General features: G+C 67.7%; 10 protein-coding genes. 9 read left to right on the top strand and 1 reads right to left on the bottom strand.

The window, feature by feature from the left end; genetic code table 11:
- Positions 1-18: 18 nt before the first annotated feature.
- From HMPREF9006_RS05360 to ppdK, 6 genes are all read left to right on the top strand, one after another.
- Entirely contained in the window at positions 19-1,245 is a 1,227-nt protein-coding gene (locus HMPREF9006_RS05360) for a DUF58 domain-containing protein (RefSeq protein WP_009212550.1), read from the top strand.
- A complete protein-coding gene (locus HMPREF9006_RS05355) occupies positions 1,242-3,920 on the top strand; it encodes a transglutaminase-like domain-containing protein (protein ID WP_009212549.1) in 2,679 nt (892 codons plus the stop codon). The genes HMPREF9006_RS05360 and HMPREF9006_RS05355 overlap by 4 nt, the downstream gene beginning before the upstream one ends.
- Positions 3,921-3,937: 17 nt before the next feature.
- Positions 3,938-5,455, top strand: a complete 1,518-nt coding sequence (locus HMPREF9006_RS05350) for a serine/threonine-protein kinase (protein ID WP_009212548.1) — start codon at positions 3,938-3,940, stop codon at positions 5,453-5,455.
- Positions 5,456-5,592: 137 nt separating this feature from the next.
- The gene (locus HMPREF9006_RS05345; RefSeq protein ID WP_009212547.1) at positions 5,593-6,465 is read left to right on the top strand and encodes a PP2C family protein-serine/threonine phosphatase; all 873 of its coding nucleotides are present in this window, start codon (positions 5,593-5,595) and stop codon (positions 6,463-6,465) included.
- Positions 6,465-7,799: an FHA domain-containing protein gene (locus HMPREF9006_RS05340; protein WP_009212546.1), complete on the top strand. Its 1,335-nt coding sequence runs from the start codon at positions 6,465-6,467 to the stop codon at positions 7,797-7,799. The genes HMPREF9006_RS05345 and HMPREF9006_RS05340 overlap by 1 nt, the downstream gene beginning before the upstream one ends.
- 223 nt (positions 7,800-8,022) lie before the next feature.
- Positions 8,023-10,740, top strand: a complete 2,718-nt coding sequence (gene ppdK, locus HMPREF9006_RS05335) for a pyruvate, phosphate dikinase (RefSeq protein ID WP_009212545.1) — start codon at positions 8,023-8,025, stop codon at positions 10,738-10,740.
- A gap of 863 nt (positions 10,741-11,603) precedes the next feature.
- Here ppdK and HMPREF9006_RS05330 read toward each other — a convergent pair.
- Positions 11,604-12,362 carry a CPBP family intramembrane glutamic endopeptidase gene (locus tag HMPREF9006_RS05330; protein WP_198002541.1) on the bottom strand — a complete coding sequence of 253 codons (759 nt, stop codon included), beginning with the start codon at positions 12,360-12,362 and terminating at the stop codon, positions 11,604-11,606.
- Positions 12,363-12,749: 387 nt separating this feature from the next.
- On the opposite strand from HMPREF9006_RS05330, the gene HMPREF9006_RS05325 reads away from it, so the two are divergent.
- The 3 genes from HMPREF9006_RS05325 to HMPREF9006_RS05315 all read left to right on the top strand — a co-directional run bounded on the left by HMPREF9006_RS05325 (position 12,750) and on the right by HMPREF9006_RS05315 (position 16,510).
- Positions 12,750-14,396, top strand: coding sequence for an FTR1 family iron permease (locus HMPREF9006_RS05325; RefSeq protein ID WP_050786697.1), 1,647 nt, complete (start codon positions 12,750-12,752; stop codon positions 14,394-14,396).
- Between the two features lie 35 nt (positions 14,397-14,431).
- On the top strand, positions 14,432-15,070 hold the full coding sequence (locus HMPREF9006_RS05320) for an iron transporter (RefSeq protein WP_009212541.1): 639 nt from the start codon (positions 14,432-14,434) through the stop codon (positions 15,068-15,070).
- Positions 15,071-15,193: 123 nt separating this feature from the next.
- A complete protein-coding gene (locus tag HMPREF9006_RS05315; RefSeq protein ID WP_009212540.1) occupies positions 15,194-16,510 on the top strand; it encodes a DUF2318 domain-containing protein in 1,317 nt (438 codons plus the stop codon).
- Positions 16,511-16,525 lie beyond the last annotated feature (15 nt).

The following is a 16,525-nucleotide window of genomic DNA, read 5'->3' as shown; positions in this document are numbered from 1 at the left end:
ATCCTCCCGGTAGCAGTGATGGAAGGGAAGCGTTCGGATAGCGAGGACGGGGTGCGGCACCGCAGGGAGCAAAGCGCTCGTGTGCGCCCCCTCGCGGCGCTCACGGGCGCCGTCACGCCGATCGGCTGGGCCGTCATCGTGCTCATCGTCGCCGGCGTCGCGGTCGCCGCAGCGTTCCAGTGGGTCGAGGCGTTGGCGTGCGCGCTTGCGGGCGTCGTCGCGCTCGTGCTGGCGGCCACCCGCGTCGCGTGGAAGCCCCCGCACCTCGTGTCGATCCGCGTCCCCAACGAGCGCATCGTCGCCGGCCAGACGGCCGTTGGCGAGATCATGGTGCGTAACGAACGCAACCGTCCCGTGCGGTCGGGCATCATCGAGTTGCCCATCGGCTCGGGCACCGGCGAGTTTGTCGTGCCCCCGCTGGGCGCGCGACGCTCGTGGGACGAGATGTTTCTCATCTCGTCGCGTCACCGAGGCCTCATCAACGTCGGTCCGGCGCGCTCGGTGCGCTCCGACGCCCTCGGCCTGCTGCGCCGCGTGCGCGTGTGGGACGAGCCCGTCATCCTCCACGTGCACCCGCGCACCGTGCGCGTTCCCTTCGACGCCACCGGCTTCCAGCTGGATGTCGAGGGCGTGTCCACGGGCAGGCTCTCCAGCTCCGACGTGTCCTTTCACGCGCTGCGCGACTACGAGCCCGGGGACGACCGGCGTGCCGTCCACTGGCAGTCGACCGCCCGCCTGGGCAAGCTCATCGTCCGCCAGTACGAGGAAACGCACCGTTCCCACCACGTCATCGTGCTGGACACCTCCCGCGACGTCTGGGATCACGAATCCTTCGAAACGGCGGTCTCCGTCGCCGCCTCGCTCGCTCTGGCCAGCCTGCGCGAGTCCCGTCCCGTGTCCGTGACGACGACGGAGGACTGGCTGCCGTCGGGCAGCGCCATGCGCCTGCTGGACGCCCTCTCCGAGGTGGGGGCGGGTGCCGGAGGGGAGTTGTCCCTGCGCGTGCGCGAGGCCGTGGCCGAGCGTCCCGGCGTCTCGGCCCTCACCCTCGTGGTGGGTCCGAAGGTGAGCGACGTCGACGCCGCTCACCTGGCGCGACTGGCCCCCATCGACGTTCCGGTCTCCATCATCCGAATCGGTGGCGCGGAGGGGCGAACCAGGCGAGACCTCGGGCGGGGCGTCCTCCTGGACTGCGCGCGCCTTGATGACCTGCCGCGTATCATCGTCGCCGGAGGGCTTGCATGACCACCAGCGTTGATACCAAGCCGCGCGCGCAGAGGGTCGACTCGCAGGCCGAGACCGCACCGGCGACGCCCGTCGCGACCCGCGCGCGCGCGGACGCAGCTCCTTCCGCCTCCGCCCGCCCCCGCGCCAACGACCGTCCCCCCGCCGGCTCGCAGGGGCCTCGCCACAAGACGACGCGTTCGCGCCTGCTGACCATCACGCAGCGTTTCGCGACGTACCGGTCGAAGCTGCCGATCTGGTCCCTCCTGGTTCTCGCCCTCCTCTTCGCCGGGCCCATCGCGGCCTTCGAACCCGTCTTTGGCGGGGGAGTCGGGGCCATCGCCGCCGGAGCCGGCGTGGCCTGCGGCCTGGCGATTGCCGCGGCCTCGACCCACTGGCGGTGGGATGCGCTCACGACCGTGTTGAGTGTCGCGGTGACCTACTTCCTGGGCGGCAGCGCGGCCGCGCTGCGCTCCGAGGCGCTGTTTGGCTTCCTGCCCACGGGGCAGACCCTGCAGGTCATGGTGCTCGGGTCCTTCCGCGCGTGGAAGGATCTACTGACGCTGACGCCCCCGGTGTCGGTCTATTCTGGCCCGGCCCTCGTGCCGTGGATGAGCGGCCTCATTCTGGCGCTTCTGGCCGGCCTGATCACTGCGCGCGCCGGACGCGCCGTCCTGGGATCCATCCCCGTCGTCGTGATGGCGGTCATCGCCGTGTTCTTCGGGCTGACGCACTATCCTCTTCCGCTCGCGCCCGTCCTCGCCTGGTGGGCGCTGCTGGTCGCCTGGTGGGCGAGCGCCGCCCAGTACCAGAGAATCACCCTGGGCCAGGATGTGCTGGTGGGACGAAAGAGCTCGCCCGGCGCCGAGGCCACGGTCGGGCGTCGTTCTCGCTCGACGGTCTACGTGGGAAGGCGGGCGGTTGGCGCCATCCTCGTCCTCGCGGTTTCCGTCGCCGTGGCGATGCCGGCCGCGGCGTTCCTGGGCTCCCCTCGCGGACGCATCGTTGGCCGCGACCTGATTCACCCGCCCCTTGACGTCCAGGCCTACCCCTCCCCGATGTCCTCCTTCCGCCACTACACGACGGACCTGAAGGACGAGACGCTGCTGACCGTGTCGGACCTGCCCGAGAACCAGCGCGTGCGAATCGCCGCGATGGACGTGTACGACGGCACGACCTTCGGCATGTCCCAGAAGCGAGGCGACGGGCACACGGGGTACATCCAGGTCCAGACGACCATCCCCGGACGCTCCCAGGGCGCCTCCGTGGTCACGCTGACGACCACGGGGCTGTCGGGCCCGTGGGTTCCCGTCCTGGGAACTCCCTCGCAGATCGCCTTCACGGGGGCGCAGTCCTCCGAGCAAAAGAACGGCCTCCACGTCGATACGTGGGCGAACGCGGCGCTGACGACCGGTCCCGCGGGCTCCATGAGCTATAACGTGACCACCGATTTTGTCGCGCCCGTGCGCGACGAGGAGCTGGCCAACCTCGTGGCGCTGTCCTCCACCTCGGAGGACAAGAACGTTCCCGACGGCGTCGCGGAAAAGGCCGCGGAGCTCACGCAGAACGCCTCGACCCCGCTCGCGGCGGCGCGCGCCATCGAACACTACCTGGCCACGAACGGCTACTACCTCAACGAGAACACGCGCTTCTCGCGGCCGGGCGTGCGCACCGATCGGCTGGAGCGCATGCTGACCTCCGACGAGAATCTGATCGGCGACGACCAGCAGTACACCGCGCTCATGGCTCTCATGCTGCACCAGTTGGGGATCAACGCGCGCGTCGTCATGGGAGCCTACCCCGAGGGCGGCTCCCAGGGGGGCGCCGCGACCCTGCGTGGATCCGACATTCGCGCGTGGGTTGAGGTCGAGTTCTCGGGCGGCGTCTGGGGCGTGTTCGACCCGACTCCGCCGCGCGACCACGTGCCGCAGACCCAGGTTCCCAAGCCTCGGTCCGTCCCTCGTCCGCAGGTCCTGCAGCCGCCGGAGCCCCCCGAGCCCCCGGCCGAGATGCCTCCGCCCACGCGTGACCAGAACGCCGACCCGCTCAAGCCACCCGAGGCGGGCCTGCCCTGGGGCATTATCGCCGGAGTGTCGGGCGCCATCCTCCTCCTCGCGCTGCCGCCCCTGGCGATCCTGGCGTTCAAGGCGGGCCGGCGCAGGCGTCGCCGCAGGGCGGCGGCCGGTGATGCGCTGGTGGGCTCGTGGGACGAGGTCGTGGACCTGGCCGCCGACTCTGGCCTGCGCATCGAGCTGGGACGCACTCGCCAGGAGACCGCGTGGGCACTGTCCTCCCAGTGGCAGCTGGGGGAGGACCCGGGCGACCCCTTCGCCCTGGTGACGGGTGAGATGCGCAGCGGCGAGGACGGGTCGACCTCGTCCTCCGATCGCGGCGACGCCGGTGGCAGGGGACGCTACGTGATTGACGGGTGGAGCCGCTTCGGCGGCGACGTTCCTTCTCCCGTTGTGATCGCTCGCTTCGCCGACGTCGCGAACTTTGCCTCCAACGGTGCCTCCCGCGACCGCGCGCGCGCCGCGTGGGCACAGGTGGGACAGCTGCGAGACCAGGTGTCCAAGCGTGCGGGCTTCTTTGCGCGCGTGCGCCGGGCGCTGTCCCTGCGGAGCCTGCGTATGCGCCGCAAGCTGCGTCTGAGCGCCCTGATCGAGCGCACGATGCGAGAGGAGATCGAGCGGTGAGTCCAGCCGTCGCAGGCATGAGGGGGCCGGAGATTCCGGGATTTAGGTGGGTTCGTCCCCTGGGGCAAGGCGGTTTCGCCGACGTGTTCCTCTACCGTCAGGAGCTGCCGAGCCGGGACGTGGCCATCAAGGTGGTGCGCGCCCAGGGGGATGAACGGGGCACGAAGGAGCTGCATCGCGAAGCCGACGCCATGACGCTCCTGTCGGGTCACCCCTCCGTCGTGGAGTTGCACGGCGTGGGAACGACGGCGGACGGGCGGGCATACCTCGTCATGGAGTACTGCCCGGTTGCCGACCTCCTCACGCAGGTTCGTGCGCGGCCCATGTCGCTCGAGGACGCCCTGGACACGATGATCAAGATCTGCGGCGTCGTCGAGACCTTCCACTGGCAGGGCTACGTGCACCGCGACATCAAGCCCTCGAACATCATGCTGGACGCCTACGGCAAGCCTGTCCTGGCCGACTTTGGGGTCGCGTCGAAGGTGGGAGCGCTGGAGGTCGGTGCTTTCGACGGCTTTTCGGTCCTGTGGGCGCCCCCGGAGCAGCAGGACGTGAACTCGCCCGCCTCCCCCCTGCAGGACGTGTGGGCCCTGGCATCGACGACGTGGACCTTCGTGACCGGGCGCAGCCCCTTCGAGGATCCGATCGGAGACAACTCGGCGGCATCGATCGCCAACCGCGTCCAGCGGGGGCGCGTGCGCGGCCTGGGACGGGCGGATGCCCCCTGCGAGTTGGAGCGCGTGTTGCGGGCGGCGATGGCGGTGGACCCGGCGGAGCGCACACAGTCGGCGAAGGAGTTCGGCGAAGGGCTTCAACGGGTTCAACGGGAGCTCGGCTACCCGCGCACGGAGATGGAGATCAAGGAGAAGCGATCGAAGAAGGTCCAGGCTCCTGCGGTCGGCACCGACGACAAGACCCGCCTGCGCGCGGCCCCCGTGATCGACCCCGAAGCGACGCACATGCGTCCCTCCCCCTACTCCTTCGAGGGGGGAAGCGGCTCCGGCGGCGTCGAGGCGGTCGCCGACTCGTGGAAGAGCGACCGGGACGGCGACATCGACGAGGTCTCTGCCCGCCGCAAGGTTGAGGAGACGGCGGCGCCCGCCAAGGGCCTGACCCCCGTGACGGGGATGATCCTCGTGCTGTTGGCCGCGATCATCGCCGCCGGCTTGGCTGTGGCGATGCTGCGCGGTCAGGGGTCTTTCACGCGCATCACGCCGGCACCCGAGACGAGCACGGCGTCGGCCACGCCGGGTGACGCGGTGGGGGTTGCCCCGCCCCAGGTCACCGATTTGACGGGGAGTTACGCGGGCGGGCTGGTGGAGTGGACGTGGACCGCGCCTGCGGGTGCCACCGACTCCGAGACGGCCTACGCGTACGAGGCCTCGGGCGCGGGAGGAACCTCCCGCGGGCGCGTCAAGGAGACGACCGTTCGCGTCGACGGCGCCAGCGGAGACAACTGCGTGGAGATCACGACGGTCGCTCGCTCGTCGGGGCGCATGTCCGATCCGGTCCGCGCCTGCATCACGGTCCCGTGAGGATGCTCATGACGCCGCCTGCGTTTTGTTGTCTTTCGCGCTTTTCGGATGCTGCGGGCCTCACGCGCCCCGTGTGTAGAATGGTGGACGTAATGCGTCACGCTGCGCGAGTTGCGCAGCGGGAAAGATGAAGGCAGATGGCTCTCGATGAACATGCGGAGCGCCCCGCGGTTCGATGGGGTGCCTCGACCGACATTGGCCCGGTCCGAGCAGAAAACGAGGACTCGTGGCTGGCTGTCCCACCCGTCTTTGCGGTCGCCGACGGCATGGGCGGGCACCTGGGCGGGGCGCAGGCCTCGTCGACGGCGGTCCTGATCCTGCAGGAGTACCTCAGCCCGGGCAGGCTCGGGGATCGGCCGGTGGATCTGGTGGATCTGTCCGTTGCGATCGACTCCGCGGCCACCGCGGTGGCCTCGTTGGCTCCCGCCGACAATCCGATGAGCGCGCCGGGCACGACGCTGTCGGGCCTCATGGTGCTGCACACCGCCGAGGGCCCCTACTGGCTGTCCTTCAACGTGGGGGACTCGCGCGCCTACGTCGTGGGTGGAGGCGGGGTCCGTCAGCTCACGCACGACCACTCGGCGCTGCAGGAGGCCCGCGACCTCGCGGCGACCTCCGGGGCGCCCAGGGTGATCCCGCCGGCGAATGTCGTGACGAAGGCGCTGGGAGCCGGACAGTCGGGTGGCGTGAAGGCTGACTACACGATCATGCCGTTGGAAGAGGGCGATCGGGCGGTGATTTGCACGGATGGCGTGCACGGGGTCCTGTCGGATTCGCAGATGTGCGCCCTGGTTGCCGCCGGGAACGGGCCGCAGGGTGATGCCGATGCGCTCGTCCGGGCTGCCCTCGAGGGGGGAACGCGTGACAATGCCACTGCCGTTGTGGTTTACGCAGGAACCGAATCGCGAGTAACATTGCCTTCGAATGTCATGAGTCGCATGATTCAACCAGTACGTCCGGCGTCGATCGAGACAGCTCGCCGGATTCCTCGAAGAAAAGGCAGTAACTGATGCTTCAGATTGGACGCTTCCTGTGTCGCGGACAGGGCGCGATGCTCGTCACCGGCCCTCTCGGTGCAGCGTTGGTTCCGCTGAGTTTCGCTGATTCCGCGGCAGACGTCGTGTGGGGGCGCGCGGATACGCAGGCGTGGCTAGCGCACGTGCAGGCCGAGCAGGGGGACGCCCTGCTCCTGGACTGCGCCGGCGAGCAGCCCTACCTGACCGTTCTGGGCAACATTCAGCTGCGCATGCGCGCCGCCGGCCAGATCACGGAACAGGTGTGGACCGACCCGATCTGGGCGTGGCCATTCAACCCAGGCGAGTGGCAGACCTTCGAGGCCACCATCATTGAGGGCGACGAGGTCACGTGGATGGTGCCCGCCGCCGACCGCGTTGAGGCTGCCGAGATTCGCATTGGTCGCGCGCTCGATGAGGTGGAGGCGATGTCCTCGCTGCCCGTCGACACGATGGGTTTCCTCATCAATCCCGACATCTCCACCCACGAGCGCCGGGCACTGCGGGAGGCTCGCGAGGAGCTTCCCGAGCCGACCCTGCGCACCGCCTCCGTCGATCTCGAGGCCCTTGAGGCGCAGTTCCTGGCCGCAACCAACAAGGCGCCGGTGTTCCTGTCCTCCTCGAGGGCATCGTCGGCCGACGAAGGCGAGGCCGGTGCGGATGCTACCGATGCCCGAGAGTCGGCCGCCGATCGCGCCGAGGACGAACCCGTGAAGTCGGCCGAGCAGCCCTCCGGGGAACTCTACGTTGTCGCTGCCACGGAGGAGCCCCCGATCGACACGGCAGCCTCCTCCGATCGAGTCGAGGACTCGGAGGCCAGCGAGGAGCCGACCCCGGGGTCCGCCCCGGAGCCGACCCCCGAACCGGCTGCGGAGTCTCCGGCCGTTCCCGAGGCGATGAGCGCCGTGGGACTGGCCGGCCTGAACGCCGAGACGGACACCGAGGCCACGATCTTGCGCCTGGCCCCCGTCAACTCCGGCCCCGCCGCACCCGTCGCCTTCCTGATCCACGGCGGAACGGTGCCCGTGGAGGTCTCGCGTGACGTGGTCATCGGTCGAGACCCCGATGCCTCTGCCCTCACCGGTCGTCCTCCCGCCACCGTCCTGCGTGTGCCCAGCCCCGCGACGGAGATTTCTCGCTCGCACTGCGCCGTCATGATGACCGCTCCCGGCTCGTGGGCGCTCATGGACCTCGGCAGCGCCAACGGAACGGTTCTGCGTCACGCGGACGGTTCTTTCCAGGACGTGACCCCCATGGTCACCTTGGCGCTCAACGACGGCGACCTGATCGACGTCGGCGAGGGGACCACCATCGAGTTCCGCGTGCGCTGACAAGTCGGTGACGCTTCGCGCGTGGGGCGGGTCTTGTGGCTCGCCCCACGCGTTTCTTTCTGCTCCGACTCGTTCGGCGGGCGCACCCTAGGACGCCTTGTCAAGACAATGGGGCGTCGTCGCGCCATCAGGTGACCTAGGTCCCTAGAGCAGTGTATTCTTGCCTGTGGTAGCGACCCGCGCGCGGGTCGGTCATCGCAAAACAAGGAAGTTGAGGACCACGATGGTCAAGTATGTGTACGACTTCTCCGAGGGTGACAAGTCCATGAAGGACCTGCTCGGAGGCAAGGGAGCGAACCTCGCAGAGATGACGAAGCTCGGTCTGCCCGTTCCCCCCGGGTTCACGATCACCACCGAGGCATGCCGCGCATATCTCAAAGAGTCGACGGTTCCCGAGTCGCTGGCCACCGAGGTCACCACCGCGCTGCGCGGCGTCGAAGACCAGATGGGTCGCCAGCTGGGCGATCCATCCGACCCGCTCCTAGTCTCCGTGCGAAGCGGCGCGAAGTTCTCCATGCCCGGCATGATGGAAACCGTTTTGAACATCGGGCTCAACGATGAGTCCGTTCGCGGCCTCGCCGCCGTTAGCGGTAACGAACGCTTCGCGTGGGACTCCTACCGCCGCCTCATCCAGATGTTCGGCAAGACCGTCCTCGACATCGACGGCGACCTCTTCTCCGACGCCCTCGACGCCCTCAAGGCCGAGCGCGGCGTCGTCGGCGACACCGACCTGAGTGCCGAGGACCTCAAGGGCCTCGTCGACACCTTCAAGGGCATCGTCAAGGAACAGACCGGCAGCGACTTCCCGCAGGACCCCCGCACCCAGATGGACATGGGCATCGAGGCCGTGTTCCGTTCCTGGAACACCGAGCGCGCTCGCATCTACCGTCGCCGTGAGCGCATCCCCCACGACCTGGGCACCGCCGTCAACATCTGCACCATGGTGTTCGGCAACATGGGCGAGAACTCCGGCACCGGCGTCTGCTTCACCCGCGACCCCTCCTCCGGCCACTCCGGCGTCTACGGCGACTACCTGGAGAACGCGCAGGGCGAGGACGTCGTCGCCGGCATCCGCAACACCCTGCCGCTGTCCGCCCTGAAGGAGATCAACAGGCCCGTCTACGACGAGCTGCGCTCCATCATGCGCAAGCTCGAGACCCACTACCGCGACATGTGCGACATCGAGTTCACGGTCGAGCGCGGCAAGCTGTGGATGCTCCAGACTCGCGTCGGCAAGCGCACCGCTGCCGCCGCGTTCCGTATCGCCACCCAGCTCCTGGGCGAAAAGCTCATCACCCGCGACGAGGCCCTGGGGCGCGTTACCGGCGACCAGCTCACCCAGCTGATGTTCCCCCAGTTCGACGCCAAGGCCGATAAGGAGCTCATCGCTCGCGGGATGGCGGCCTCCCCGGGCGCCGCCGTCGGCAAGATCGCCTTCGACAACGCCCAGGCCGAGGCCGCCGCCGCGAAGGGGATCAGGACCGTCCTCGTGCGTCGTGAGACCAACCCCGATGACCTGCCCGGCATGGTCGCCGCCGAAGGCGTCCTGACCGCGCGTGGCGGCAAGACCTCCCATGCCGCCGTCGTCGCCCGCGGCATGGGCAAGACCTGCGTGTGTGGAGCCGAAGCCCTCGTCATCGACGCCACCGCCGGCACCGTCACCATCGGCGACATGGTCCTGACCGCCGACGACACGATCGCCATCGACGGCCAGACCGGCGAAATCTTCCGCGGCGAGGTCCCGGTCACCGACTCGCCCGTCACGACCTACCTCGCCGAGGGGCTCGAGGCCGGTGTCGCCGCGGCCGGCGCGGACCAGGGGACCCGAGAGCTCGTCGAGGCCGTCGACAAGCTCCTCTCCCACGCCGACAAGGTCCGCCGCCTGAGCGTGCGTGCCAACGCCGACACCCCCCTCGACTCCAAGCGCGCCATCGACTTCGGCGCCGAGGGCATCGGCCTATGCCGCACCGAGCACATGTTCCTGGGCGAGCGCCGCCCGCTCGTCGAGCGCGCGATCCTCTCCGCCCCCGAGTCCGAGGAGCGACAGGCCGCCTTCAACGAGCTGGAGAAGCTGCAGAAGCAGGACTTCCTTGAGATGCTCGAGGTGATGGACGGCAAGGCCATGACCGTGCGCCTCATCGACCCGCCGTTGCACGAGTTCATGCCCGCCCTCATCGAGCTGGAGACGAAGGTCGCCGTCGCCAGGGCGACCGGCACGCTCGATCCCGCCGACGAGGCGATGCTCGTCGAGGTCCGTCGCATGCACGAAGAGAACCCCATGCTGGGCCTGCGCGGTGTGCGCCTGGGCATCTACCTGCCCGGCCTGTTCGCCCTGCAGATGCGCGCCCTGTGCGAGGCGGCCGCGCAGCTCGTTGCCCGCGGCCTCGACCCGCGTCCCGAGATCATGGTCCCGCTGGTCGGCTCCGTGCGTGAGCTCCAGCTCGTGCGCGAGGAGGGCGAAGGCATCATTGCCTCCGTCGCCGCCGCCCACGGCGTCGACCTGTCGGGCGTGTCGATTGGCGCCATGATTGAGCTGCCGCGCGCCGCCATGACGGCCGAGGACCTGGCCGAGGAAGCGGACTTCTTCAGCTTCGGCACCAACGACCTGACCCAGACCGTGTGGGGCTTCTCGCGCGACGACGTCGAGGGCGTGTTCTTCCCGCAGTACATCGAGGCCGGCATCTTCGGCGTCTCCCCCTTCGAGTCCATCGACGTGCACGGCGTCGGCACCCTGGTCTCCGAGGGCGTGCGCCGCGCCCGCTCGACCAAGCCGAACATCAAGCTCGGCGTGTGCGGCGAGCACGGTGGTGACCCGGCCTCGATCCACTTCTTCCACGGCGTGGGCCTGGACTACGTGTCCTGCTCGCCGTTCCGCGTCCCCGTCGCCCGCCTTGAGGCTGGCCGCGCCGCGGTTGAGGACCACGTGGACATGACCGCCTGATCGGCGGCCGTGTTGTGCCGAGCGCCGCTGATTGAGCGCGACGAGGCCGTGACCGGTTCGGTCACGGCCTCGTTCCGTTGTGGGTGGGGTGCTGTGGGCGGGCGAGTGTGTGGTAGATCGGCCCATCTACTGGTGGTGTTAACCCACTTGTGCACAGCTAAACCCATTTACTGGAGGCTGGGCGGGTGTGACCGTGTGCCGCCAGGTGGGTTCACATGCGCAGGGGTGGGCCCACGTTGCCACCAGGTGGGTTAGTGTGTGGGCCCGTGTTGTGTTGTTGCGGGCGGTGCTTGTTGCGCCGGGGGTTGGCGGACTTTTCTCGCCAGTTCTCTTGTGCCGCGTGTGGTCTGGGCTTTCAGATTCCGCGTTTGTTCTTGTCTGAGCGTGCAGTGCACCCGATCCGTAGGCATTACACCCGTTCTGATCGGGTGCAGTGCCCCGTAACGGGTGCAGTGCCCCGTAACGGGTGCAGCGTCCTCGCGGTGTTGCCGGTTGAATGGTCGACTGTGGTGTCGCATTACCTCCCGAACTGGTGCAGCATTGGCCTCTCGCGCGTCGTGTAAGCGGTGCGTGTTCGCGTGAATGCTTGTTGTTAAGTGGTGTTACACCACTTAGGTGGGTATTGCACCAGTTGGGAGGTGGTGTAATGCTCCCTAACTAGTGCAGTGCTTGTGGACGCGTGTTGGTTGTGCGCATCTGCGGGAGGCGTGACCCCACTTGTGCGCAGCTAAACCCATCTACTGGAGGCTGGGCGGGTGTGACCATGTGCCACCAGGTGGGTTAACGTGCGCAGGCGTAGGGCCGGAGCAGTGGTGTCACGGGTTGTGGCTTTTCGGCGGTGGCTGCGCTCAGGGTGCGTCCGGCTAGGCGCCGGCGTGGGAGAGGAAGACCGCGCCAACGACGAGCGAGTTGTTGAGGGCGTGCAACAGCCAGGCGTAGGCCAGGTTCTTCCCCGAGCACAGGTAGGCGAGCGTGAGGGTCAGGGCCAGGGGAATGTAGGAGGGGATATCCTGCCACCCGTGGCAGTGCATGAGGGTAAAGAGCAGGCACGATACGGTCGCGACGAGCCACGTGGGGGCGTAGGCGCTGAGCGTACCGATGAGGAAGTGACGGAAGAACACCTCCTCAATGAGGGGGCCGCCGAGGGCGACGATGAAGGAGAACACGAGCCCGCCGAAGCCCTCCGTGAAGTAGTGGAGGGAACCGTCGTCAAACGAGCTCGGGGTGGACAGAGCGTTGTTCGCCAGGTTCTGGGCGATCATGGTCAGGACGAACAGGCCGAGGAGGGCGGCGACCTTGCGGATGGGGCGAGTGCGCAGGTAGGAGAAGTCCGAGAGGAAAACGCGCCCGGCGATCGCAAGCGCGAGGACCAGGAGTCCGATGTTGACGCAGTCCTGGATGAGCAGGAAGTGCTCCGATCCCACCGGCGCCAGGGTGCGCAGGAGCTGCGTGGGGTACAACGCTCCGCAGGGGATGCCGAAGATCGCGATGCGCGCCCACCCGGCTCGCGTTGGGCGAGCGGTGCGCCTCGGAGCTGAAGCGGGGCTGGTGGGCGGCGCAGGTTCTTCGGCAGCGGGTGAATGAGCGGGCCGGGACGCGGTCCTATCGCGTGTGGGAGACATGCGAACCCCTTCGTTCGACGAGCCTGACTTCTCCATGGTAACGCCGCCGCTTGACAGTCGAGGGCGTTTCGTGATCATCGGTCCGGCGCGGTGGGCCGATGCCGGTGGGTGGGCTACCCGCAGCGTCTGACCGAGTGGTAGCCTCAGAGAGGGGTGCCGTGCTACGCCTGTCGGAAGGGGGGTGGGATCGGTCTGGTGGTCAGCAAAACAGGCCCTTGGTCCCAGCGTGGAGCGGTCTTCGAGCGCTAAGGACGGCGACTGTGCGGTCACAATTTAGGTAATCCTAAACGTAGTGCTTTCCGCTAGGCGAGCATGACGTTACTCTCGTTGGGTAAGAATCCTACAAGCCCGGCGCCTCCCATCCGCCGGTTCTACAGGAGGTTCGTGATGACAGTGCTTCGCATCCGCACGCAGGACGTCATCCAACACTTCGTCCGCATCGTCGTCGCCGTCGTCATGGCCGTGCTCATGGCGCTCATCGTGGCAACACCCTCCCGCGCCCAGGGCCAAAGCTGGGGCGACGTGGCCACCACCATCAACGGAATCATCGACGAGGGCGTCGCCGCATTTCGGGCCGGTGACGCCAAGGTTGGTAAGGACAAGGTCAACGACGCCTACTACAAGAACTATGAGACGACCGGCATGGAGAAGCAGGTCATGGCACGCATCTCTGGGGCGCGCGTGTCCCAGGTGGAGATGGAGTTCTCCCTCCTGAAGAAGGCCATGACCGACAACGCCGCCTCCGACGTTGACGCCCACGCCGCAACCCTCAAGCAGTACGTCACGGAAGATGCAGCCGCCCTGGACGGCGTCTCACCGGGGCAGGCGGGCACCGCTTCCTCCGCCGACTACAGTCCGGGCCCGTGGGGCGAGGTCGCCCAGACCATCAACGGGATCCTGGCCGAGGGGGTCGAGGCCTTCAAGGCGGGTGACGCCAAGGGCGGCAAGGACAAGGTCAACGACGCCTACTACAAGAACTATGAGACGACCGGCATGGAGAAGCAGGTGATGAGCCGCATCTCCGGGGCGCGCGTGTCCCAGGTGGAGATGGAGTTCTCCCTCCTGAAGAAGGCCATGACCGACAACGACTCCAGCGCCGTCGACGAACACTACGCGACCCTGTCAAACTTCGTTCGCGAGGACGCCAATACCCTGGACGGCTACACGGGCAAGACTGCCGAATCCTCCTCCGCATCCTCCCCGTGGCTCGCGCAGTTCCTCCCCTCCCTCCTCGTCATCCTGCGTGAGGGTATGGAGGCGATCCTCGTTGTCGCCGCGGTCCTGGCCTACCTGGCGAAGGCCGGGCACAAGGACAAGACCGGCATCGTGTGGGGCGGCGTTGGCCTCGCCCTGGCATTCTCCGTCGGATTGGCGGTCGTGTTCAGCTATGTCTCCTCGCTCGCGGGCGCGAACCAGGAGCTCCTCGAGGGCTTTGCCGCCCTCTTCGCCGTCGCCATGCTGATCTGGGTATCGAATTGGATGATCAACAAGTCCTCCAACGAGGCCTGGGACAGGTACATCAAGGACAAGACGGACGCGTCCCTGACCCGGGGCTCGCTCCTGGGCCTGGCCTTCATCTCGTTCCTCGCGGTCCTGCGCGAGGGGGCCGAGACGATCCTCTTCTACGTGCCGATCGTCTCCGGCGCGGGCGCCAACGTGCACTACGTGTGGATCGGCCTCGGAGTTGGCGCCGTCATCCTCGTCGTCGTCTACCTACTCATCCAGTTCGCGGCGCTGCGCATCCCGCTGCGTCCCTTCTTTACGATCACGTCGATCCTGCTGGCCCTCATGGCCTTTACCTTCACGGGATCGGGCATCAAGGAACTCCAGGAGGCCGACGTTATCTCGCTGACGCCTCTGTCGGGATTCCCCACCATTGACCTCTTGGGGATCTACCCCCGAGTGGAGAACCTGGCCGCGCAGGCCTTTGTTCTCGTCCTCATCGTTGGGCTCTACTTCTTCGGAAAGGCGCGCCTCGCTCGCGAAGCCGCCGCCTCGAAGCAGTCAGAAGTGAGCTCATCGGAGCGACGCTGACCCATCACCAACCAACACGCTAAGGAGTTCATCGCATGAAGCGCTCACTCTTCCGCGTCGGCGCGGCCCTGGCCACGCTGGCCCTCGCCGGCACCCTCGCTGCCTGCTCGAACAACAACGCCTCGTCCAACGACACGAAGCCCACCACCGGATCCTCGGCCGACGCCGACTCGGGTGCCGCGGCCCCCGGCGAGGACGCGGGCTTCGAGGAACAGCCCCTGGGCGACGACGTTCACGTCGGCCCGCTCGTCGTGGGCGGCGTCTACTTCCAGCCCGTCGACATGGAACCCACCATGGGTGTGCCCGCGGCCGAGGCGTCCATGCACATGGAGGCCGACATTCACGCGGCCGCCGACAACAAGCTCGGTTACGGCGCCGGCGACTTCGTCCCCGCCCTGACCGTCACCTACACCATCAAGGACAAGTCCGGCAACACCGTCCAGAGCGGTACCTTCATGCCGATGAACGCCTCCGACGGCCCCCACTACGGCCTGAACATCCCCAAGCTGGAAGCCGGAACCTACGACGTGACCTTCTCCATCGAATCCCCGGAGAAGAACGGCTGGATGCTCCACACCGACAAGGCCACGGGCGTCGAGGGACGTTTCTGGACCGAACCCCTGGTCGCCGAGTTCCCGGACTGGCAGTGGGATCCCACGGCCGTCTCCTGGTGACGATCGCTTGAAGCGGGGACGAGGCGGCTCCCACCCGGGAGGCCACCTCGCCCCGCGCCCTTCGGGGCGCTTTACCACCGAGACCGTTGGGTCTCGGGTTGTCTTGTGTGGAGAGGAATACCAATGCTTCAGCAGATGAGCGAAGCGACGTTGACGTTGCTGCTGACGATGCTCGCCGTCGGCGCCGCCATCCGCTTCATGCCGGCCGCCGGGCACGGTCGCCGCGGAAAGAAGGCCCGCCAGCTCGCCGTGTGGTTCGGCATCGCGGCGGGCGCGATCGCCTCCGTCGCGCTGACGATCATCAACGTGGAGGCTCCCAAGTCGGTCAACCGCCAGACCGTCGGCCTGTACACGCTGCCGATCGCGGTCGTCCTCGCCCTCATCTTCCTCTCGCTCCTCGCCCTGCGCTCGCGGCGTGTGCGCTCCCTCCTGCCCACGGGGGACGCCGAGGCCCGGGCCCAGTTCTCGACGGAAACGCCGGTGCCAGGGGATGCCCTCGTGCGCCTCGTCGGCGCCCTCTTTATCGCCTTCGCCCTCTTCCGCTCCGTTCCCACGGCGCTCAACCAGGCAGTCATGATGCTCTCGGGCGGCGTCGAGATCTACTCCACTCAGGCGGTTCTCGCCATTGTCGGATACGGGCTCGCCTGGGTGCTCGTGTGTTTCCTCGCCTGGGTGTCCTACCGCCTGTGCGCGTGGAACAACCGCGTGTGGCCGGCCGCGTGCATCCTGTGTTCGCTGGTCCTCAATCACTCGCTGCTGTTCGTGCGCATCCTGAAAGCCAAGCGCTGGATCACCGTATCCAAGGGCGCGTGGAACACCATCTCCTGGTTCATCAACAACGAGGCAGTCTTCACGATCGTGGCCGCCCTGGCCCTCGGCGTCGTCGTCGCTCTCACGTGGCACGCCTCCCGCTCGATCCCGACCGTCGGTGCCAATCCCGCCGAGGGACGCCTGGGCCGGGCCCGCTCTCGCCTCTACAAGTCCATGGCGGGCACGGCGGCCGTCGGATACCTGTGCGGGGCACTCCTCATCACCGTCGGCGTCGCGATCGGTAGCCAAGAGGTCGAGCTCTCGGCCCCCGAGGCGCACAGCGTCGTTGACGACCAGGTCAGCGTCAACCTGGCCGACATCTCCGACGGACACCTGCACCGCTTCGAGTACACGACCTCGACCGGCGTCAAGGTGCGCTTCATCGTCATCCAAAAGTCCGGGTCCTCGTTTGGCGTGGGACTCGACGCGTGCGAGATCTGCGGTCCGACCGGCTACTACGAGAAGGACGGCAAGGTCATCTGCAAGCTGTGCGAGGTGGCGATGAACATCGCGACCATCGGTTTCAAGGGAGGATGTAACCCGATACCCATCGAGTACAAGGTCTCCAACGGGACCCTGACCGTGCCGATCTCGGTCCTCGAGGCCTCGGCTCCCATCTTCGCGAAGTAGAGGGGCACGCTTGTT

The sequence above is a fragment of the Actinomyces sp. oral taxon 180 str. F0310 genome (assembly GCF_000185285.1).
GTDB lineage: Bacteria > Actinomycetota > Actinomycetes > Actinomycetales > Actinomycetaceae > Pauljensenia.
The sequence above is the reverse complement of the archived record's forward strand: the minus strand, read 5'-3'. Positions and strand labels throughout refer to the sequence as shown.